Genomic DNA, 19422 nt, shown 5'->3' with positions numbered 1-19422 from the left:
TCGGTGGCGGGAAGAAGGACGCGGCGGCGCCGCATCATGTTGGTCGAGTAGCCCCGTAGGGGCGTATCGAGACCCGCCGTCATCAGCAGGGCGGGTCTGCAGACTCGCGTTCTGACGGTGGTGGATCTCGATACGCCCGCTGTGCGGGCTACTCGATCATCATGGAGTGCACCCCGCCGAGGCGTCCCGCAATGGTCGAGACGTCCAGCAGCACCGGGACGCCTCGACCGTCCGAGGACGCCTCGGCGCGACATGCTGGACCCCTCACCCCGAGTGGTGCCGCCCGATCGGCAGCACCAGCGGCGTCCCGGACACCGGGTCCGCGATCACGCGCGACTCCATGCCGAAGACCGCGCGCACCGTGTCCGCGGTCACGACCTCGGCCGGCGTCCCCGACGCGTACAGCGCCCCGGCCCGCACCGCGAAGAGGTGGCCGGCGTACCGCGCCGCCAGGTTCAGGTCGTGCAGCACGATCACGATCGTCGTGCCGCGCTCCCGGTTGAGATCGGTCAGCAGGTCGAGCACCTCGATCTGGTGCGACACGTCGAGGTAGGTCGTCGGCTCGTCGAGCAGCAGCACGTCGGTCCGCTGCGCGAGCGCCAGCGCGATCCACACCCGCTGCCGCTGCCCGCCGGACAGCTCGTCGACGGGCCGGTCCGCGATCTCGAGCGTCCCGGTGGCGCGCAGGGCGTCCTCCACGATCGCGTCGTCGTCCGCGGACGCGCCCCGCCCGAACCAGCCGCGGTGCGGGTACCGCCCGCGCGCCACCAGGTCCGCCACGGCGATCCCCTCGGGCGCGATCGGCGTCTGCGGCAGCAGTCCCACCCGCTGCGCGACCTGCCGCGTCGGGAGCCGGTGGATCGCCTCGCCGTCGAGCAGCACGGCCCCCGCGCTCGGCGTGATCAGCCGCGCCATCGCGCGCAGCAGCGTCGACTTGCCGCAGGCGTTCGCCCCGACGATGACGCTGATCGCCCCGGTCGGCACCGTCAGCGACAGCCCGTCGACGACCACCCGCTCGTCGTAGGCGAGCGTCACACCGTCGACGGACAGCGTGGAGTGACCGGCGGCCACGGGGGAGGTCGGGGCGGTCACAGGGATCCTCCGGTGCGGTTGCGGCGGGCGAGGAGCCAGAGCAGGAACGGCGCGCCGAGCGCACCGGTCACCACTCCGACGGGGAAGCGGGCGCCCGAGAAGGCGAGCCCGGCGATGTGCTGCGCGACCAGGTCCGCCGCGAGCACCACGACGATCCCGACCAGCGCCGACGGGATCAGCGGCACGCGCGCGTCCGGCACGAGCCGCCGCGCGATCGGCCCGGAGACGAAGGCGACGAACGCGATCGGCCCGGTGGCCGCGGTCGCGACGGCGACCAGGCACACCGCCACCGCGAGCAGCCCCAGCCGGCTGCGCCGCACGTCCACTCCCAGCGCGGTCGCGGACTCGTCGCCGAGCTGCAGCATCGAGAGCCGCCCGGCCAGCAGCAGCGCGAGCGGCGCGAGCACCAGCATCGACAGCGCGAGCGCGGGCACCCCCGCCCAGGACGCGGAGTTGAGGCTGCCGGTCAGCCAGCGCAGCGACTCCTGCACGTCCTCGAACTGCGCTCGGGTCTGCACGTAGGCGATGACGCTCTGCAGCATCGCGGCGATCCCGATGCCGATCAGGATCAGCCGGGCGCCGATCACGCCGCTGCCGTCGGCGAGCCAGGCGATCAGCAGCGCCGTGACGAGGGCCGCCGCGACCGCGATCACCGAGACCGCGCCGCCGGAGAGTCCGAAGAACGCGATCGCGACGACCGCTGCCGCACTCGCACCCGAGGTGATGCCGATGATGTCCGGGCTGGCGAGCGCGTTCCGCAGCATCGTCTGGAAGATCACGCCGCCCATCCCGAAGCCCAGGCCGACCAGCACGGCAGTGAGGGTGCGCGGCAGGCGCAGGGTGCCGACGGTGAAGGAGGCGCCCGGCACGGTCTCGCCGAGCATCACCCGCAGCACCTCGAGCGGCGAGTAGACGGTGCTGCCGACGGTGAGCGACACGACGACGAGCGCGAGGGCGACCAGCGCGAGCGCCGTGCAGCCGAGGACGGTGCGGCGCGCCCGGCGGCGACGGCCCGCGGCGACGCCGAGCGGGGGAGCGCCCGCAGAAGAGCGGAGTGACGGGGCGGCGCTCACAGGGCCCGCACCTTCGAGCGCCGCACGATCGCGATCAGCACCGGCGCCCCGATCAGTGCGGTGACGATGCCCACCTCGACGTCGCTCGGCCGCGCGACGACCCGGCCGAGCACGTCGGCGACGACGAGCAGCAGCGCGCCGAGCAGTGCGGAGGAGGGGAGCAGCCAGGAGTGCGACGGCCCGGTGAACCGCCGCGCGAGGTGCGGGACCGTCAGCCCGATGAAGCCGATCGGCCCCGCGATCGCGGTCGCCGCTCCGCAGAGCAGCACCGCGGCGAGCCCGGCGACGAGGCGGGTGCGGCCGACGCGGCGGCCGAGTCCCTTCGCGAGGTCGTCGCCGAGGGCGAGGGCGTCGAGTCCGCGGGCGCTGCCGACCGCGAGCACGCCGCCGACCGCGAGGAACGGCAGGACCTTCAGGATGCTCGTGAACTCGGCGCCGCCCACTCCGCCGACCTGCCAGAACCGGAACCGGTTGAGCGTCGCGTCCTGGGTGAGCAGCACGGCGCTGATCAGCGAGGCGAGGGCCGCGGCGGTCGCGGCGCCGGCGAGCGCGAGCTTGAGGGGAGTGGCGCCCTCGCGTCCCAGCGACGCGACCGCGTAGACGAAGGCGCCCGCCGCCGCCGCGCCGAGGAAGGCGAGCCAGATGAACTGGGGGAGCGTCGCCGCCCCGAGGGTGGCGATCCCGAGCACGACGGCGAGGGAGGCGCCCGCGTTGAGCCCGAGGATCCCCGGGTCGGCGAGCGGGTTGCGGGTCATCCCCTGCATCACCGCGCCGGCGAGCCCGAGCGCGGCGCCGACGAGCAGCGCCAGGACCGTGCGCGGGACGCGGCCCTGCACCGCCGCGTCGACGATCGAGTCCGGGTCGGGCGCGGTGAGCGCGGGCCAGATCTCGCCGAAGGGGATCTCGCGGGAGCCGTAGACGAGCGAGAGCACCGAGGCGACGACGAGCGCGGCGAGGACCGCGATCAGCGCCGGGATGCGCCAGCGCGCACCGGCGCCCCGGAGGCGGATGTCGCCGCGTCCGGGGCGCCGGTGGGGTGCCGTGGCTTCGGCGGTCACGACACCTTGTCGGCGGCGGTCGCGAGGCCGGTGGTGTACTCGTCGAGCACCCACGGGATGCTCAGCAGGTTCGGCGACGACGTGGCCATGGCGGCGGAGGAGTCGTCGGTGAGGACGTAGACCGAGCCGCGGGCGACCGCGGGGATCTTGGAGAGCAGCGGGTCGGCCTGCAGCGCCGCGAGGGTGGTGTCGTCGCCGTAGACGATGAGGACGTCGGCGTCGAGCTGGTCGGCGTTCTCGGAGCTGACGGTGCCGCTGAACAGCTCGGAGTCGCCGGTGAGCGAGACGACGCTCGGAGCGAGCTCGAGACCGAGGTCCTCGACGAACTTCACCCGCGCGTCGTTGCCGGTGTAGTAGGTGAAGGTGCTGGCGTCGGTCGGGTCGTACCAGCCGTAGGTGAAGGTCTTGCCGGCGAGCGAGGGCTTCGCGGCGACGGCGGCGTCGATCTCGTCCTCGACCTCGGCGACCTTCGCCTCGGCCTCGTCGCCCAGCCCGAGCGCCTCGCCGTCGAGCTTCGCGGAGTCCTGCCAGGTGGTCGCCCAGGGCAGGCCGGGGTACGCGACGGTCGGGGCGATCTGCGTGAGGGTGTCGTAGTCCTGCTGCGTGATGCCGGAGTAGGCGGAGAGGATCACGTCGGGGGTGAGGTCCGAGATCGCCTCGAACGGCACGCCGTCGGTCTCGTCGAAGAGCGTGGGCGTCTCGGCACCGCTCGCGTCGAGCGCCTCCTTCGTCCAGGCGAGGAGGCCGTCGCCGTCCTCGTCGCCGTAGGAGGCCTTCGCGAAGCCGACCGGAGTCACGCCGAGGGCGAGCGCCACGTCCTGGTTGGTCCAGCTGGTCGCGACGACGCGGTCGGCCGACTCCACGGTCGTCTCGCCGAACGCGTGCTCGACAGTGACGGGGAAGCCCGCGCCGGTCGCGGCGGCGTCGGTGCTGCCGTCGGTGCTGCCGTCGGTGCCGGCGGCGTCGGCCCCCGCGGAGCAGCCGGTCAGCAGCAGGGCGGAGAGGCCGAGCGCGGCGACGACGGAGACGCGCAGAGGCGTGCGGCGGAGGGGGGTGCGGGAGACGGGCACGGCGATCCTTCGAAGGGGGTGACGGGGGTTGCGAAGGTTAACCTAACCTAACTTCCTGGCCGTGGGCCAGTCTCGGGCGAGCACTCACGAGCCTGAGGTGCGGTCGAGCGGCTCCGAAGAGGGGGTGGCCGCCTCAAGAGGCTCCTCCGGTCCTCGCGCATCCACCTCCGCCGCGTTCTCGCTCGCCCCCCGCGGCCGCAGCTCGCTCACGAGCGTCCCCGCGACGATCAGCGCCGCCCCCACCAGCGCGAGCGCCGGCAGCCGGTCGCCGGCGAGCCGCCCGATGATCCCGCCCCAGACCGGCTCGGCGGAGTAGATGATCGTCGCCCGGGTCGGCGAGACCGAGCGCTGCGCCCAGTTCATCGTCAACTGGATCAGGCAGCTGCTCGCGCCGAGGGCGAGGGCGGCGACGAGCCAGACCCAGGAGAACGCGGGGATCGCCTCCCCGGCGAAGGGCATGCAGGCGAACGAGAGTCCGCCCGCGACCAGGAGCTGCACGACCGTCACGCGCCCGAGGTCGACCCGCCCGGCGAACGCGCTGATCAGGATGATCTCCGCGGCGATCGGGAGGGTGCTGATCAGCGTCGCGACCTCGCCCGCCCCGAGTCCCACTCCGGTCTGCGGGCCCGCGATCAGCAGCAGCCCGACGAACGCCAGCCCGACGCCGACGAGCGTGAGCACCCCGGGCCGCCGCCGCAGCACGACCCACTGCAGCAGCGGCACCAGCGGCACGTACAGCGCCGTGAGGAAGGCGGAGGTGCTGCTCGAGATGCTCTGCAGTCCGAAGGTCTGCAGCCCGTAGCCGAGGAAGATCATCGCGCCGATCGCGGCCCCGGCTCCCAGGTCGATCCGCCGCATCCCGCGCAGCGACCGGTGGAAGACCACGGCGCTGATCACTCCCGCCGCGAGGAACCGCACCCCGACGAAGAAGAGCGGCCCGCTGTGCTGCATCGCGACGTGCACCGCCAGGAAGGTGCCGCCCCAGAGCGCGGTGATCCCGATCAGCGCCCACTCCGGTCGCGAGAACCGGACGGCCGAGAGGAGGCGGGTGCGCAGCATTCTGCACACTATAGAGTGCAGAACGATGCGCACGCCAGAGCCCGCCGCCGTCCTCGCCCACATCGGCAGCAACCTCCGCCGGTCGCGGCTGGAGGCCGGGCTGAGTCAGGCGGCGCTCGCCGAGCTCTCCGGCATCAGCCGGCGCACCATCGTCAACGTCGAGGCGGGCGAGGCGAACATCAGTCTCACCGGCGTCGACCGGCTCGCCGTCGCGCTCGGCTCCAGCTTCACCGCCCTCGTCTCCGCGCCCGGCTCCGTCCCCGCCGCGATCGACGAGGTGGCCTGGCGCGGCGACGACGCGGCCAGCGTCGCGGTCCTGCTCGCGTCCGTCCCGGCCCGCGCCGAGGCGCAGCTCTGGACCTGGACGCTCGGTCCCGGCGACCGCTACCGGGCGCAGCCCGACCCGGAGGGCTGGCACGAGATCCTCCTCGTGACCGCAGGCGCCCTCGTGCTCGAGCGCGAGGGCGAGGCGGACGTCCGGCTCGCGGTCGGCCAGCACGTCGCCTTCTCCACCGCCCGCCGCTACGCCTACGTGAACGCCGCCGACGGCGAGACGACCGTCTTCACCCGCATCGTCGTGAGCTGACGCGGCGCTCGGAACGGTCGCCCGCCGCCCCCGATCGGCGCCGTTCCGCACGTCCCGTGCCCCCTCGACTGCCGGGCCGCGGCTCGCCGGATCACCGGGAGGAGCGGCCCTCCGGCGGTGTCCACGAGTCGTCCGGGCGGATGGCCCGTGCGATGGTCGAGGCGATCGCCTGCAGCTCCCGGCGCTGCCGTGCACTCAGCGGATCGAGGACCACGGCGCGGACCAGGGCCTCGTGGCCGGGTGCCGCCTGCTCCTGCTGGGAGGCGCCGGCCGCGGTCAGTGTCGCGAGGGTCGTGCGCCCGTCGCCCGGATCCGGTCGCCGCTCGACCCAGCCGCGTGCCTCCAGCCGCGAGACCGCGCGCGACAGCCGCGACAGCGAGCTGTTCGCGTAGCCCGCCAGCGCGCTCATCCGCAGGGTCCGCTCCGGAGCGGCGGCCAGGGCGTAGAGGACGCCGTACTCGAAGTGACTCAGGCCGGAGTCGCGCAGCAGCTGTGCGTCGAGCGTCGCGGGGAGCCACTCGAGCACGGTCGCGAGCGCGCTCCACGCTGCGAGGTCGTCGCCGCTCAGCGGGGCGGGATCAGGGCCGGTCACCTCATGAGCGTAGCGCCGATTCACTTGACCGGGAAAGTGAATCGGCTACAGTTTCCCAGGCAAGCAATCGCGTGCGGCAGACGAGGGAGACGACCGGAATGGATCTGGAACTAACAGGCAAGCGCGCTTTCGTGAGCGGTTCGACGCAGGGCATCGGCCGGGCGATCGCGCTCGCCCTGCTGCGGGAGGGTGTCGAGGTCGTGGTGAACGGCCGGACCGAGGCGGGTGTCGGTGCGGCGGTCGAGAGTCTCGGCGCGCAGGTCCCCGGCGCCGTCGTCTCCGGCCTCGCCGCCGACTTCGCCGATGCGGAGTCCGTGGACCGCCTGCTGGAGCGCCTCGGCCGGGTGGACGTCCTGGTCAACAACGTCGGCCTGTTCGAGGTCGCTCCCTTCGCGGCGATCACCGACGAGCAGTGGCTGCGCTTCTTCACGGTGAACGTGATGAGCGGCGTCCGCCTGTCCCGACACGTCCTCGACTCGATGATCGAGGCCGGCTGGGGCCGAATCGTCTTCGTCAGCAGCGAGTCCGGCGTGAACGTCCCGGCCGACATGACGCACTACGGAGTGACCAAGGCGGGGATGCTCGCGCTCGGCAACGGCCTGGCCAAGCTGACCCGCGGCACCGGGGTCACGGTCAACACGGTCCTCGGCGGCCCGACCTGGTCGGACGGCGTCGCGAGCAGCGTCGAGGGCATCGCGGCCGCGCAGGGCGTTCCGGTGGACGCCCTCCGCGCCGCGATCATCGGCGGCAGCGCGACCTCCCTCGTCGAGCGCTTCCTCGAGCCGGACGAGATCGCCTCGCTCGTCACCTACCTCGCCAGCCCGCGCGCCTCCGCCACGAACGGAGCGGCCCTGCGCGCCGACGGCGGCGTGCTGACCGGTCTGCTCTAGGACTCGCGAGGTCCGGTCAGCGGGGAGCCGTTCGCGGGCTTCGACCGTCGCCGTCGCGCCGACCTCGGCGGCGCCGCCCGCAGGTGCTCGCCGACCCGCCCGAGGATGCGCGCGAGCTCACCCGCATCCGCCTCGGTGAGCGGGGCGAACAGCAGCCCGTGCACGGTCGCGATGTGCCCGGGGAAGACGGCTCGGAGGATCTCCCGCCCCGCGGCGGTCAGCGCGACGACGGTGCTGCGCTCGTCGTCCGGTGACGGCGAGCGGGTGACGAGCCCCCGCTGCTCGAGCAGCTGCGCCTGGTAGGTGAGGCCGCTGCGGCTGTGCGCGACGCCGTCCGCGAGGTCGGTCATCCGCTGTCGTCCGTCCGGGGCGTCGCCCAGGCGCGCCAGCAGCTGGAACTGGAGGTAGCTCAGGTCGCCGGCCTCGCGCAGCTGCTGCTCGACCGCCGGGCGCAGCAGGCTGCCGACCTCGGTGAAGGCCAGGTAGGCCGAGAGCTGAGTCGGGGTGAGGGCGGCGTCCGTCATGTCGTCGATCCTAGTCTTGCTTCGAATTGGAAGCAGTGTTAGCGTCGACTCAGTGCTTCGAATTGGAAGCAAATGAGGAACGGAGATGATCATGCAGGCAGTGCGATTCCATGAGGTGGGCGGACCCGAGGTCCTCGTCCAGGAGGAGATCCCGGTCCCGGTTCCCGGCGCCGGGCAGGTGCGGCTCCGGGTCGCAGCCTCGGCCTTCAACGTCGCCGACGCCGGCATGCGCGGCGGCGTCCTGCCGATCCCGGTCGAGCTCCCGCACGTGCCGGGGTACGACGTCTCCGGCACGGTCGACGCGGTCGGCGACGGGGTCGAGGGGGTCGCGGTGGGTGATCCGGTCGTCGCGTTCCTGCCGATGGAGCGCGACGGTGGAGCCGCCGGCCTTGTCCTGGCGCCGGCCGACGCGGTCGTCGCCGCTCCGAGGAGCATCCCGCTGCCCGACGCGGCCGCGCTGCCGTCGGTCGCGCTGACCGCGTGGCAGGCGCTGTTCGACGACGGCCGGCTCGAGGCCGGTCAGCGGGTGCTGATCGTCGGCGCGGGCGGGGTGGTCGGGAAGTACGCCGTGCAGCTCGCGAAGCGCGCCGGCGTGCGCGTGGTCGCGACGGCGAGTCCGCGCAGCAGCGCTGCCGTCCGTGCCGCGGGAGCCGACGAGGTCGTCGATCACACGACGACCGACGTGCTCGGAGCCCTCGGCGAGCAGGTCGACGTGCTGCTCAACCTGGCGCCGCTCGAGCCGGACCGGTTCGCGGCGTACGTCGCGGCGGTGCGCGACGGGGGAGTCGTCGTCAGCACGACCGCGTTCCTGACCACCCCCGGCGACGAGAGTCGCGGCGTGCGCGCGGCGACGGTGTTCGTGCTCCCGAACCGCGACCGGCTCGCGGAGCTCGTCGCGCTCGTCGACGCCGGCGCCCTGGCCGTCGAGGTCACCCGCCGGGTGCCGCTGGCCGAGCTGCCGGCGATCCATGCCGAGGCGGCCGCCGGCCGGATCACCGGGAAGGTGATCGTCCTGCCGTGAGCGCGGACCTGTCGCTGCCCGGGGGTGGCGCGCGCGAGTGCGACGGCGGGAGGAGGCGGGGAACGGACGGCCCGCCTCCTCCCGCCGGCGAGCTGGAGTCGGCGGTCCGCTAGCGCGAGCCGAAGAAGGCGATGAAGATCGCGACGAGCGCGTTGGGGATCATGGCGTGTCCTTTCGTGGTGTCGGAGTGGGGTCGGTCGCTGAGACCGCCGCCACTGTCGCCGACGGCGGAAGCGCGTTCGACTCCGTGGCGCTCGCGGTGCGAGGCGGCGCGATCGGTCGGTTCCGGCGCGGTTCGGGGCTCGGATCCGTGCCATTCGTGCTCATCCGTGACAGCGATGACGCTCTGCTCGGCCCCCTCCTGCAGGATGGGCGACCACCCCTCTCGGCGACGCCGACGCGCGCTGGTCTCGACCTCTGCGCTCGATCCGAGGGGTCCGACGGAAAGGCTCCCCGATGATGCTCCTGCGCACCGTGACGATCGGCGTGATCGCCTCAGCGCTCCTCGGCCTCGCGTCCGCGACACCGGCGACCGCTGCTGCGGCCGGCGCCGGAGCGACGCCCCAGGATCCGTACCTCGCGCCCGTGGGCGGGTCCGTGTCGCACGTCGACGACTCGATCCACGCTCACCTGGAGGGCGGCGACGTGGTGATCGACCTGTCCGCCGGACTCCTCCGGTCGAGGACGCGGATCGTCGTGCTGGTGAACGACCGGTACGTCGGCGAGACCTACTCGGGCTCGGCCTACTACGCGAGCCGGTGGTCGATCGGCGACCGGGTCTTCCTCCGGATGGGACCGGCGAAGGCGGGCGACCGCCTCGAGGTCTCGGTGATCGGCGGTCGTCCTGGCGAACCGATCGGGTCGAGGTCCGCGAGGTACCCGCTGCTCGAGGAGGAGCTGCGGGGCAACTGACCCCGGCTCGTCCCTGGACCCGCCGTCGCAGGGCGTGCGGGGGTCGCGCGCTGCGGCACTGCAGCGAGGACGCCGGGCCGGTCGCGGTCACCCTGGGCGGGTGGCCGCGATCGCTCGGGCGGGTCACTCGAAGATCGAGATCAGATAGGCGATCAATGCGAAGATCATCACGACTCCCTTCCTCGGACCTGGTCGGGCGTTCGTCGGTGAACGACCGTGATCCCACCGTGGACCTCGTCCGAGCGGGCCTCCACAAATCGGCGCAGTCCGACCATGTGGCGGGAACCGGTCCGTCGCGGGCGTGCCTCAGAGCAGGCGCGAGCGCGAGAACAGCGCGTGCAGCAGCGGCAGCGCGGAGACCGCCATCAGCACCGTGCCGAACACGGTGTCGTCGGCCCGGACGACCGCACCCGCGATGAGCAGCCCGGCGAAGAGCACCGCCGAGACGATCCTCCGGACCGTCCCCTCGAGCCGGTTCAGCCGGCGCTCTACCGTCGGCACGGTGACCGCGAGCGTCCCGTCCTCGAGGGTCGTCGCCAGCTCGTCCAGGCGCCGCGGCAGGCGCACGAGGAGCCCGAGCGTGTCGAGCGCCTGCCGGCCCACGTCCTGCGCGACGTTGCCGCGCTCCTCCCGGATCAGCTGCTGCGCGTAGGGCTCGACCGAGTCCCAGAGGTTGAACGCCGGATCGAGCGCGCTGCACACCCCCGACGTCAGCGACATCGCCCGGATGATGAGCAGGAAGTTCTCGGGCAGCTGGAACGGCAGCGAGCGCACCACGTCGCCGAACTGGATCGCGAAGTCGCGGAACTCGCGCGGGTCGACCTCGCGCAGCTCGGCGAAGCCCATGCCGCCGAAGCGCGCGAAGAGCTGCGTCATCGCGCGCTCGAGCTCGCGGGAGTCGGCCGAGGGGAGCAGCACCCCTACGTTGCGCGCCGCGTCGACGAGGCCCTTGCCGTCGCGCGAGGCGGCGGCGATCAGCATCGCGCGCAGTCCCGCCCTCGTCGACGGCGGCACCTCGCCCATCATCCCGAAGTCGATGAAGGTCAGCCGCCAGGGCAGCTCGCCGCCGGGGGTCGGCGTCACGAAGACGTTGCCCGGGTGCGGGTCGGCGTGGAACCAGCCGTTGGTGAAGAGCTGGTCGAACATGACCGCGGCGAACACCGGGGCGACGTCGCGCGGATCGATCCCGGCGGCGGCGAGACCCTCGGCGTCGGTGATCTTGATCGCGGTGACGTCCTGCAGGGTGAGCACCTTGCGGGTCGAGCGCTCCCAGATCACGTCCGGGACGGCGACGCGGGGATCGCCGGCGAAGTCGGCGGCGAAGCGCACCGAGTTGGCCGCCTCGCGCAGGTAGTCGATCTCCTCGAGGCTCGTGACCGCGAACTCCTCGACCAGCGCGGGCGCGTCGACGCGGTCGGAGACGAGGCGCACGTGGGTCAGCCAGCCGCCGATGCGCCGGAGCGCCGCGAGGTCGACCTCGACGATCTCGTCGATGCCGGGCCGCTGGACCTTGACGATGGCGTTCTCGTGCCCGGAGTCGGCGGCGTCCACCGGGGAGAGCCGGGCGCGGTGCGCCTGGCCGAGCGAGGCGGCGGCGACGGGCGTCTCGTCGACGTCCGCGTAGGCGCGTGCGAGCGTCGTCCCCAGCTCGGACTCGGCGAGGGCCCGGATCCGGGGGAACGGCACCGGAGGCACCTCGTCCTGGAGGCCCTCCAGCTCGCGGGTGATCTCGGGCGGCAGGACGTCCAGGCGCGACGACATGAACTGGCCCACCTTGATCATCAGACCGCCGAGGTCGACGGCCAGGACGTGGAAGCTGCGCGCGAAGCGCCGCATCCGCTGCGGGCGGGTGCGCAGCGCGACCGCCGTCAGCCCGATGCGGGGCAGCAGCAGATCGAAGAACCAGGTCACCGCGAGGTGCCAGGAGGCGAACCGCAGAATGCGGCGGTAGCGACGCTGGTCGCTGCGGGCTCGGCGGCCCGGGTCGGTCAGACCCGGGCGGACCGGCGCCACCCGGGTCAGTCCTGCGCGAGGATCGCGTACAGGCGTCGGCGCACGTCCTCGAGTTCGGAGACGGCCTGCCGGATCTGAGCCGGGGTGCCCGAGCGGCCGACCTGCGCGGCGGCCTGGGCGAGTGCGACGCCCGCCTTCGGCAGTGCGCCGAAGTCGACCTGGTCGGACTCGGACCAGGGGGCGTCGGTGCCCGAGGCGGCGACCTGCGCGCGACCGGAGTCGGTGAGGCTGTAGGTCTTGCGGCCGTTGGACTCGTCGGCGGCGATCAGGCCCTCGTCGGCGAGCAGCTGCAGGGTCGGGTAGACGGAGCCGGGGCTCGGCTTCCAGCTGCCGCCGCTGCGCTCCTCGATCTCGTGGATGATCTGGTAGCCGTGCATCGGCTGCTCGGCGAGGAGTGCGAGGACGGCGGCGCGGACGTCGCCGCGGCCGACGCGGCTGCCGGTGCGCTTCTCGAAGCCGGCGCGGGCCTGCTCCATCGCCTGCCAGATGCCGTCGATGGGGTTGCCGGCGCCGAACGCGCCGGTCGAGGACTGGTTCTTCATGGTGACCTCCGTATGTCTTCCGAGTGTGCCGTTCCGAACGACCGTGTCGCTCCGAACGATACTCAGCGATATGTGCGGCGACTGTGAGCGACTGTCTGGCGCGGCGGCCGTCGGCCGGACGACCGACTCCTTCCAGCGGCGGAGCGTGCACGGCGCGCCACGACCGGCTGATCGTCGAGACAACCAGGTGAGGATGTCTCGTCGCGACCAGCTGCGGCCGTTCCGAGACGCGCCGCTCCTTCGCTGCTGGTCGCATCGAGGAAAGGGAACCCGATGAGAAACACCCGTACTGTGGCGGCCTGCGTGGCCGCGACGACCCTGTTTGGCCTGCTGACGGCGACGCCGGCCCTGGCGGCGCCGCTGTCCGGCGACGTCGGCGCGTCGCAGAGTGCGCCTTCGGACGAGGCAGTGCCCTACGGGCCGATGGAGAGCTCCGGTGTGACCGCGTACTTCGAGGACGGCGAGGTCGCGGTCACGGTGCCCGACACCCTGGTCACTGCGTGGACCCGTTACGTGGTGCTCGCCGACGGGGAGGTGGTCGGGCAGATCTTCGCCGGTCAGGCCCGAGGGGCGGTGAGCACGGTGATCCAGGACGACGAGGCGAAGTACCGCTTCGAGATCGCGAAGCCCGGGGCTCGTGTGCAGGTCTCCGAGTACCTGGGAACGCTGGCCGACCCGGCCGACGACGCTCACTTCCTCCGCAAGCGGATCGACCTGCCGGGCGTGCAGGCGTCGTTCGTGGACGGCCGAGCGGTGGTGGGCGTGCCCGCGGAGTACCTCTCCGCGAGGAGGCGGATCGTGTTCTTCGCCGACGGGCGACCCATCACTCAGATCATGGGGAACACGGCGTACGACGGCGTGATCCGGTGGGACGAGGGCACGAACAAGATGTTCTCGCTGCGCGGGGTCGCGCGCGGGGAGCGGCTGGAGGCCTGGGAGTACGGCGGAGATCTGGGCGACGGGATCGGTTCGGAGTTCCGGAAGGTGAAGCTCCTCGACCAGAAGGTGGGTGAGAAGCCGCCGGTGACCGCGTCGTTCGAGAACGGACGCGCTGTCGTACGCGTCCCCTCTGAGTTCACCGATGCGAACAAGCGGATCGTCGTCCGCATCGATGGGCAGTACCGCGGGGAGATCCAGGGCGAGAGAGCCGACGGGCAGGACGGCAGCTCGAACAAGGACGGTGACAGGTCGTTCGAGTACACCCAGGCGAAGCCCGGAGACCGGCTGGAGGTGCTGCAGTACGGCGGCGAGCTGAACGACCCCCTCAGCCCCGACCTCCGGGAGGGCGTGCTGGTCGACCAGCAGCTCTAGCCGACTCGACTGAGGCTCCGGCTCGGTCGGGCGGGACGCGGAGGGTGCGGTCGTCGCGGAGACGCCCGCACCCTCTGCGCGCGGGCGTCTCCATGGCGGGGGTGCGTCTCGCGCCACAGCGAAGCGATCGTCGGTGGGTCCAGATGAGAATGTCTCGATGCGACCAGCCGTGGCCGTTCCCGGACGGGCTGCCGTCTCGCTGGTCGCCTTCATCGAAGGGAATCTCCATGAAGAACACACGCACCGCGGCGGCCTGTCTCGCCGCGACCACTCTGCTCGGGATGCTGTCGGCGACGCCGGCGATGGCCGAGCCGCTCGACGGGGGTGCCGGCGGCATCGTCCAGCATGAGGAGTCGGACCGGTCGAGCCCGGGACTCCTCGGCCCGTCCGTGACGGACGTGCCGGCCGGGCAGGCCGACCGCGGCGAGGCGGATATGTCCGACACGCAGCAGCCGGGTGGCCCGGATGCACGCCTGCCCGGGCGGCCTCTGCCGGTAGCGCCGGTCGAGCCCGCTGCGGAGACGGCACCGCCCGCGCAGTCGTCGTTCGTGGACGTGTCGCTCTCGGGCGATCAGGCCCTGGTGACGCTGTCCGACGACGTCTACCGGACGGACAAGCGGATCGTGGTCATCGTCGAGGGCAGATTCGTCGCTCAGATCCATGACGACGAGACGCGGGGCGTCGCGAGCACGACGGCCGATGCCGTCGGCGGTCGGACGACCTTCCACATCCCCGGTGTGAAGCCCGGTGAGCGTGTGGCGGTCACCGAGTACCTGGGATCACTGGACACCGAATTCGACGACTCCCTCCGACGGCAGAGGCTGTTCGCCGGGACGCTCGGTGCGCCCGAGCCGACGACGGCGCCGCCCGCTCCGACGACCGCGCCGCCCACTCCGACGACGGCGCCGCCTCCTCCGACGACCGAGACCCCCGCTCCGACCCCGTCGAAGGACGCGCCTGCGGGTGCTCCGCTGGTGACGGCGTCGTACGAGGAGGATCGGGCGGTCATCTCTCTGCCGAAGGCGATCCTGTCTCCCGAGAAGCGGGTGGATGTCTGGGTGAACGGCGTGAAGACCGCGGACGTCGTGAACGGCATGAACGGTCTGGGAGCCGGTGTCTGGGCGGCCTCTGACAAGGGCGATCGGCTGGTGATCAAGGTCGAGGCGGAGCTGGGTGATCAGGTGAAGGTCACTCTGGCCGATGTCGCCGGGACTGCTGCTGATCGGGGCGGTGCGGATCCGGTGCTGTTCGAGGGGTTGATGCACCCTCAGGACGGTCCGGTGGCGTCGGTGTCGTATGAGGATCAGCGAGCGGTCGTGCGGATCTCGAAGGCGCTCGCCGTTCCCGAGAAGCGGGTGACGATCTGGGTGAACGGTGTGAAGGGTGCCGAGTTCGCGAACGGCCTGAACGGTCTGCGCGCTGGTGTCGACCGTGGTGTTCGGACGGCGTATCACGAGGGTGAGCAGATGCTGCTCAAGCTCGAAGCGGAGCCGGGCGATCTGGTGAAGGTCACTGCTGTGGATGTCGATGGTTCCGGCGCTGATCAGGAGGGGACACGGCGGGACCTGTTCGAGAAGAAGCTGTAGACAGCGGGTCTGCACCGGGCCCGAGCGCGGCGCCCACCTCTGCGCCGGCCCCGTCGACCGCTCGTTCGGCGGTCGTCGATGAGAAGCGGTTCAGTGCCAGGAGTTGCGGTAGTCGAATGCGACTACCGCAACTTCTGCGTCGTGGCATCGACTCCGCAGAAGCCGCGGTACTCGGGAGTGACCACCGCGACTTCCGGCGTCTCGAGCGGGTCAGGCGGGCATGCCGCACTGCGCGACAGGAGGAGAAGGGGTGCGGTGCGCCTCGAACACAATGGCTCCTCGTGACCGGCCGAGGCCGCCCCAGAAGGTGCCGCTTCGTCGTCGCCGGTCGCAGTGAGAGAGGAATTCCATGAGAAGCACGCGCACCCTGGCGGCCTGCGTCGCCGCGACCGCCCTGGTCGGCCTGCTGTCGGCGACGCCGGCGACGGCCGCACCGGCCGACCGAGGCGGGGCCGGGGCCTCCCGGTCCGCGGCTGCGCCGGCCGTGCCCGCTCCTGCGCCGAGCTCGGCTGTGACGGCGTCCCTCGTGAACGGCCACGTGATCGTGAGCCTCCCCGGTGAGATCTCCTCGTCGGACACGTGGCTCATGGTCCGCGCCGGGGAGAGGGTCCTCGGTCAGATCCAGAACGGCGTCGTCGTCGGCGGCAGGCCGTACTACGCGCTGGACGGCCGGATGAAGGTCGAGTTCGGAGACGCCCAGCCTGGTGAGCGGCTGGGGGTCTTCCAACTCGAGGGATCGCTGGGCGATGACGTGGATGAGGCCCCCTGGATCAAGAAGCTGGCCGACGTCCGGGCGTCGGACGCTCCGGTCGAGTCGGGACTGACGGCGTCGTTCGAGGACGGCTTCGCGGTGGTGAGCGTGCCCACCGGCGTCTTCGCGGCGCAGAGGAGGCTCGTGTTCCGGGCCGACGGGGTGGAGGTCGGTCAGAGCTACGGCGGGAAGACCTTCATCGGCGGCGGCCAGGACGGGAGGACCACGTTCCTCGGCAGCAAGCGGATCGACGGCGACCGGACACGGATCCAGCTCCTCGGTGTGAAGCCCGGCAGTCGGGTGGAGGTCTCCGAGTACGAGGGAGCAGGGTTCGACTTCGGCGTGGAGGACGTCAAGCGGATCGCGAAGCTGTTCGACCAGCAGGTCGGCGAGAAGCCGGGCATGGCGGTGTCCCTGGTGAACGGGAACGCCGTGCTGTCCGTGCCCGATGAGGTCCTCCGGACGAACAAGCGGCTGGTGGTCTCCACCGGCGGAAGGGACCTCGGAGAGATCCAGGGGGACGCGGCGTACGGGCCGGTGAACGAGTGGCGCGAGGGCGACGCGAAGCTGTTCGAGTTCAGCACGGTGACCCCCGGTGAGCACCTGGAGGTCTGGGAGTACGAGGGCACGTGGTACGACTCGCGCGATCCGGCCCTCCGCAAGGAGAAGCTGCTCGACCAGGTTCTGACGGCAACGCCGCCTGCGCCTCCCGCGCCCGCCCCGGCGGAGCCGACGTTCGTGAAGGCGTCGATCTCGGGCGGTCGTGCTCTGGTGACCCTGCCTGATGCCATCGTCGAGTCGGATCGGCGCTTCGTGGTCGTGGTCGGCGGGAAGCCCGTCGCCGAGATGCGGGAGAACGATGCCCGCGGCGTCGCTGGCGTCTCGAAGTCGACCGAGGACGCGGAGACGACCTTCCTCATCGACGGTGTGGATCCCGGCGATCGACTGGAGGTCTGGGAGTACGAGGGCGTGCTGGGCTTCGGGTTCGACGACGCGCTTCGGAGGGCGAAGGTGTTCGACCAGCAGCTGTAGGCCGCTCGGCTCAGGACGCAGAAGTCGCGGTAGTCGCGTTCGACTACCGCGACTTCTGCGTTGTGGGTGGGGTCAGCGCGGGATGCGCTGGAGTGCGGTGCGGCGCTCGCGGTCCTCGAGGGCGGCGCGCTCGTGGCGGAGGACGGTGACCTCCGCGTGGGTGGGCGGGAGGCGGCGCTCCCGGGTGCTCCACGCCACGAGGGCGATGCCCGCGCGGAGGGCGAGGCGGTCGAGCAGGCGGGCGGTGCGGGGTCGGGGGAGGCGGGCGACGAGTGTCGCTGCGGTGTTCACGATGGTGTCCTTCGTGCGGGGCCCGGTCGGTGCCGGGCGGCTGGCGCGCGGGCGCGCCGGAGAGCGCCTGGTGGGCGCGGCGAGGAGCGCGCTCGGAGCGCGCGGAGCGGCCGCCGGAGGGGCGGCGCGCGGGACCCGGGGATCGGGTCGGGAACGGGACGACGGTCCGTGCGGCGGTGCCGCGGACCGGGAGCTTCTTCTGCGCCGTCACCGTCTGAGCGATGACGAGCGGGAGGCTCGACCGGTCAGTCGGAGAGGGCGCCGAAGAAGCCGGCGGTGGTGAAGTGCGGTGCGTGCGTCATGGTCGGCTCCTTTCGTGGTGGCGTTCGTCGACCGTAGCGGGTCGACGGCGTTCCTGGCAAGAGGCTGTGTGCGGGTCGGCGGATCTCGATACGCCGCCTCCGGCTGCTGCTCGACCAGCATGAGGGCGGCTGCGTGGACGGGGGAGCGGCTGCCCCTTGCATGCTGATCGAGTAGGCCGCATGGCGGCCGTATCGAGATCCACCGTGCTGAGGACGCGGGTCTCGATACGCCGCCTGCGGCGGCTACTCGACCAGCATGAGGGCGCCCGCGGCGGCCGCTCGACCAGCATGAGGCACCTGCGCGGACGGGAGGACGGTGGAGCGGCTGGCCCTTGCATGCTGATCGAGTAGGCCGCATGGCGGCCGTATCGAGATCCACCGTGCTGAGGACGTGGGTCTCGATACGCCGCGTTCCGCGGCTACTCGACCAGCATGGTCGGCCTGCGGCGGTTCTGCGTGCCGGAGGTGGAGCCGAGTCAGGCGCGGGGGCGGGGCTGCAGGCGCTCGAGCTGGGTGACGTGGGCCGGGGTCAGCTCCTCGAGGGAGTGGGCGCCGAGCAGCTTCATGGTGCGGACGATCTGGTCGGAGAGGATCGCGATGGTGCGGTCGACGCCCTGGCGGCCGCCGGCCATCAGGCCGTAGAGGTAGGCGCGGCCGATGAGGGTGAACTTCGCTCCCAGGGCGATGGAGGAGACGATGTCGGCGCCGTTCATGATGCCGGTGTCGACCATCACCTCGGTGTCGGTGCCGACCTCGCGGACGACCTCGGGGAGGAGGTGGAACGGGATGGGCGCGCGGTCGAGCTGGCGTCCGCCGTGGTTGGAGAGGACGATGCCGTCGACGCCGAAGTCGGCGAACTTGTGGGCGTCCTCGACGCTCTGCACGCCCTTGATGACGAGCTTGCCGGGCCACATCTCGCGGATGACCTTCAGGTCCTCGAAGCTGATGGTGGGGTCCATGGCGAGGTCGAGGAGGTCGCCGACGGTGCCGCCGGTCGCGCTGAGCGAGGCGAACTCGAGCTTCTGGGTGGTGAGGAAGTCGAACCACCACCACGGGCGGGGCAGGGCGTCCAGGACGGTGCCGACGGTGAGCTGCGGCGGGATGGAGAAGCCGTTGCGCTTGTCGCGCAGGCGGGCGCCGGCGACGGGGGTGTCGACGGTGAAGAAGAGCGTCTCGTAGCCGGCCTGCGCGGCGCGCTCGACGAGGCCGTAGGAGATCTCGCGGTCGCGCATGACGTAGAGCTGGAACCAGTTGCGGCCGTGGGGGTTGGCCTTCTTCACGTTCTCGATCGAGGTGGTGCCGAGCGTGGAGAGGGTGAACGGGATGCCCGCGGCGGCGGCCGCTCCGGCCCCGGCGGTCTCGCCCTCGGTCTGCATCAGGCGGGTGAATCCGGTGGGCGCGATCCCGAACGGCATGGCGGAGGGTGCGCCGAGGACGGTGGCGGTGGTGTCGACGGCGGCGACGTCGCGGAGCACCTGGGGGTGGAACTCCACGTCCTCGAAGGCCTGGCGGGCGCGGGCGATGGAGATCTCGCCCTCGGCGGAGCCGTCGGTGTAGTCGAACGCGGCCTTCGGGGTGCGGCGCTTCGCGATGGTGCGGAGGTCCTCGATGGTGAGCGCGGCGTCGAGGCGGCGCTTGCGGCCGTCGAGCTCGGGCTTCTTGAAGCTGAGGTACTCGAGCAGCTCGACGGGCTTCGGGAACTGGCGCTGGACCATGC

18 protein-coding genes are annotated in these 19422 nt (G+C 72.2%); 7 read left to right on the top strand and 11 right to left on the bottom strand.

Annotated elements, in window-relative coordinates; all coding sequences use genetic code 11:
* Window positions 1–264: 264 nt before the first annotated feature.
* From GTU73_RS18155 to GTU73_RS18135, 5 genes are all read right to left on the bottom strand, one after another.
* On the bottom strand, window positions 265–1092 hold the full coding sequence (locus GTU73_RS18155; RefSeq protein WP_244231693.1) for an ABC transporter ATP-binding protein: 828 nt from the start codon (window positions 1090–1092) through the stop codon (window positions 265–267).
* A complete protein-coding gene (locus GTU73_RS18150) occupies window positions 1089–2165 on the bottom strand; it encodes an iron chelate uptake ABC transporter family permease subunit (protein ID WP_160091016.1) in 1077 nt (358 codons plus the stop codon). The genes GTU73_RS18155 and GTU73_RS18150 overlap by 4 nt, the downstream gene beginning before the upstream one ends.
* Complete coding sequence (locus tag GTU73_RS18145; RefSeq protein WP_160091472.1) at window positions 2162–3142, bottom strand: iron chelate uptake ABC transporter family permease subunit; 981 nt, start codon at window positions 3140–3142, stop codon at window positions 2162–2164. The genes GTU73_RS18150 and GTU73_RS18145 overlap by 4 nt, the downstream gene beginning before the upstream one ends.
* A gap of 77 nt (window positions 3143–3219) precedes the next feature.
* Window positions 3220–4293, bottom strand: a complete 1074-nt coding sequence (locus GTU73_RS18140; RefSeq protein ID WP_244231692.1) for an iron-siderophore ABC transporter substrate-binding protein — start codon at window positions 4291–4293, stop codon at window positions 3220–3222.
* A gap of 84 nt (window positions 4294–4377) precedes the next feature.
* Window positions 4378–5352, bottom strand: a complete 975-nt coding sequence (locus GTU73_RS18135; protein ID WP_160091015.1) for a DMT family transporter — start codon at window positions 5350–5352, stop codon at window positions 4378–4380.
* A gap of 25 nt (window positions 5353–5377) precedes the next feature.
* Here GTU73_RS18135 and GTU73_RS18130 point away from each other — a divergent pair, with 25 nt between their 5' ends.
* Window positions 5378–5938 carry a helix-turn-helix transcriptional regulator gene (locus GTU73_RS18130; protein WP_160091014.1) on the top strand — a complete coding sequence of 187 codons (561 nt, stop codon included), beginning with the start codon at window positions 5378–5380 and terminating at the stop codon, window positions 5936–5938.
* A 91-nt stretch (window positions 5939–6029) separates the two neighbouring features.
* On the opposite strand, the gene GTU73_RS18125 is transcribed toward GTU73_RS18130, so the two are convergent.
* Window positions 6030–6530, bottom strand: coding sequence for a MarR family transcriptional regulator (locus GTU73_RS18125; protein ID WP_160091013.1), 501 nt, complete (start codon window positions 6528–6530; stop codon window positions 6030–6032).
* A 131-nt stretch (window positions 6531–6661) separates the two neighbouring features.
* On the opposite strand from GTU73_RS18125, the gene GTU73_RS18120 reads away from it, so the two are divergent.
* The gene (locus GTU73_RS18120) at window positions 6662–7420 is read left to right on the top strand and encodes an SDR family NAD(P)-dependent oxidoreductase (protein ID WP_244231691.1); all 759 of its coding nucleotides are present in this window, start codon (window positions 6662–6664) and stop codon (window positions 7418–7420) included.
* Here the strand turns inward: GTU73_RS18120 and GTU73_RS18115 are convergent.
* Complete coding sequence (locus GTU73_RS18115; protein ID WP_160091011.1) at window positions 7417–7944, bottom strand: MarR family transcriptional regulator; 528 nt, start codon at window positions 7942–7944, stop codon at window positions 7417–7419. The genes GTU73_RS18120 and GTU73_RS18115 overlap by 4 nt on opposite strands.
* Window positions 7945–8035: 91 nt before the next feature.
* Here GTU73_RS18115 and GTU73_RS18110 point away from each other — a divergent pair, with 91 nt between their 5' ends.
* Window positions 8036–8965, top strand: a complete 930-nt coding sequence (locus GTU73_RS18110) for an NADP-dependent oxidoreductase (protein ID WP_208543700.1) — start codon at window positions 8036–8038, stop codon at window positions 8963–8965.
* Between the two features lie 456 nt (window positions 8966–9421).
* On the top strand, window positions 9422–9877 hold the full coding sequence (locus GTU73_RS18105) for a hypothetical protein (protein ID WP_160091009.1): 456 nt from the start codon (window positions 9422–9424) through the stop codon (window positions 9875–9877).
* 306 nt (window positions 9878–10183) lie between these two features.
* Here GTU73_RS18105 and GTU73_RS18100 read toward each other — a convergent pair whose 3' ends face one another.
* The gene (locus GTU73_RS18100; protein WP_160091008.1) at window positions 10184–11890 is read right to left on the bottom strand and encodes an AarF/UbiB family protein; all 1707 of its coding nucleotides are present in this window, start codon (window positions 11888–11890) and stop codon (window positions 10184–10186) included.
* Between the two features lie 5 nt (window positions 11891–11895).
* Complete coding sequence (locus GTU73_RS18095) at window positions 11896–12432, bottom strand: PadR family transcriptional regulator (RefSeq protein WP_160091007.1); 537 nt, start codon at window positions 12430–12432, stop codon at window positions 11896–11898.
* A gap of 273 nt (window positions 12433–12705) precedes the next feature.
* On the opposite strand from GTU73_RS18095, the gene GTU73_RS18090 reads away from it, so the two are divergent.
* The 3 genes from GTU73_RS18090 (at window position 12706) to GTU73_RS18080 (ending at window position 17112) form a co-directional block, all read left to right on the top strand.
* Window positions 12706–13743, top strand: a complete 1038-nt coding sequence (locus GTU73_RS18090) for a hypothetical protein (protein ID WP_160091006.1) — start codon at window positions 12706–12708, stop codon at window positions 13741–13743.
* A 227-nt stretch (window positions 13744–13970) separates the two neighbouring features.
* Complete coding sequence (locus GTU73_RS18085) at window positions 13971–15329, top strand: hypothetical protein (RefSeq protein ID WP_160091005.1); 1359 nt, start codon at window positions 13971–13973, stop codon at window positions 15327–15329.
* A 349-nt stretch (window positions 15330–15678) separates the two neighbouring features.
* On the top strand, window positions 15679–17112 hold the full coding sequence (locus GTU73_RS18080) for a hypothetical protein (protein WP_160091004.1): 1434 nt from the start codon (window positions 15679–15681) through the stop codon (window positions 17110–17112).
* A 72-nt stretch (window positions 17113–17184) separates the two neighbouring features.
* Here GTU73_RS18080 and GTU73_RS18075 read toward each other — a convergent pair whose 3' ends face one another.
* Both GTU73_RS18075 and GTU73_RS18070 read right to left on the bottom strand, forming a co-directional pair.
* Window positions 17185–17403: a hypothetical protein gene (locus tag GTU73_RS18075; RefSeq protein WP_160091003.1), complete on the bottom strand. Its 219-nt coding sequence runs from the start codon at window positions 17401–17403 to the stop codon at window positions 17185–17187.
* Between the two features lie 778 nt (window positions 17404–18181).
* A complete protein-coding gene (locus GTU73_RS18070) occupies window positions 18182–19420 on the bottom strand; it encodes an alpha-hydroxy acid oxidase (protein WP_160091002.1) in 1239 nt (412 codons plus the stop codon).
* Window positions 19421–19422: the final 2 nt, after the last annotated feature.

The organism is Rathayibacter sp. VKM Ac-2804, assembly GCF_009866655.1.
In the GTDB taxonomy this organism is placed as follows: Bacteria; Actinomycetota; Actinomycetes; order Actinomycetales; family Microbacteriaceae; genus Rathayibacter.
This window is presented reverse-complemented; position numbering and strand designations above follow the sequence as displayed.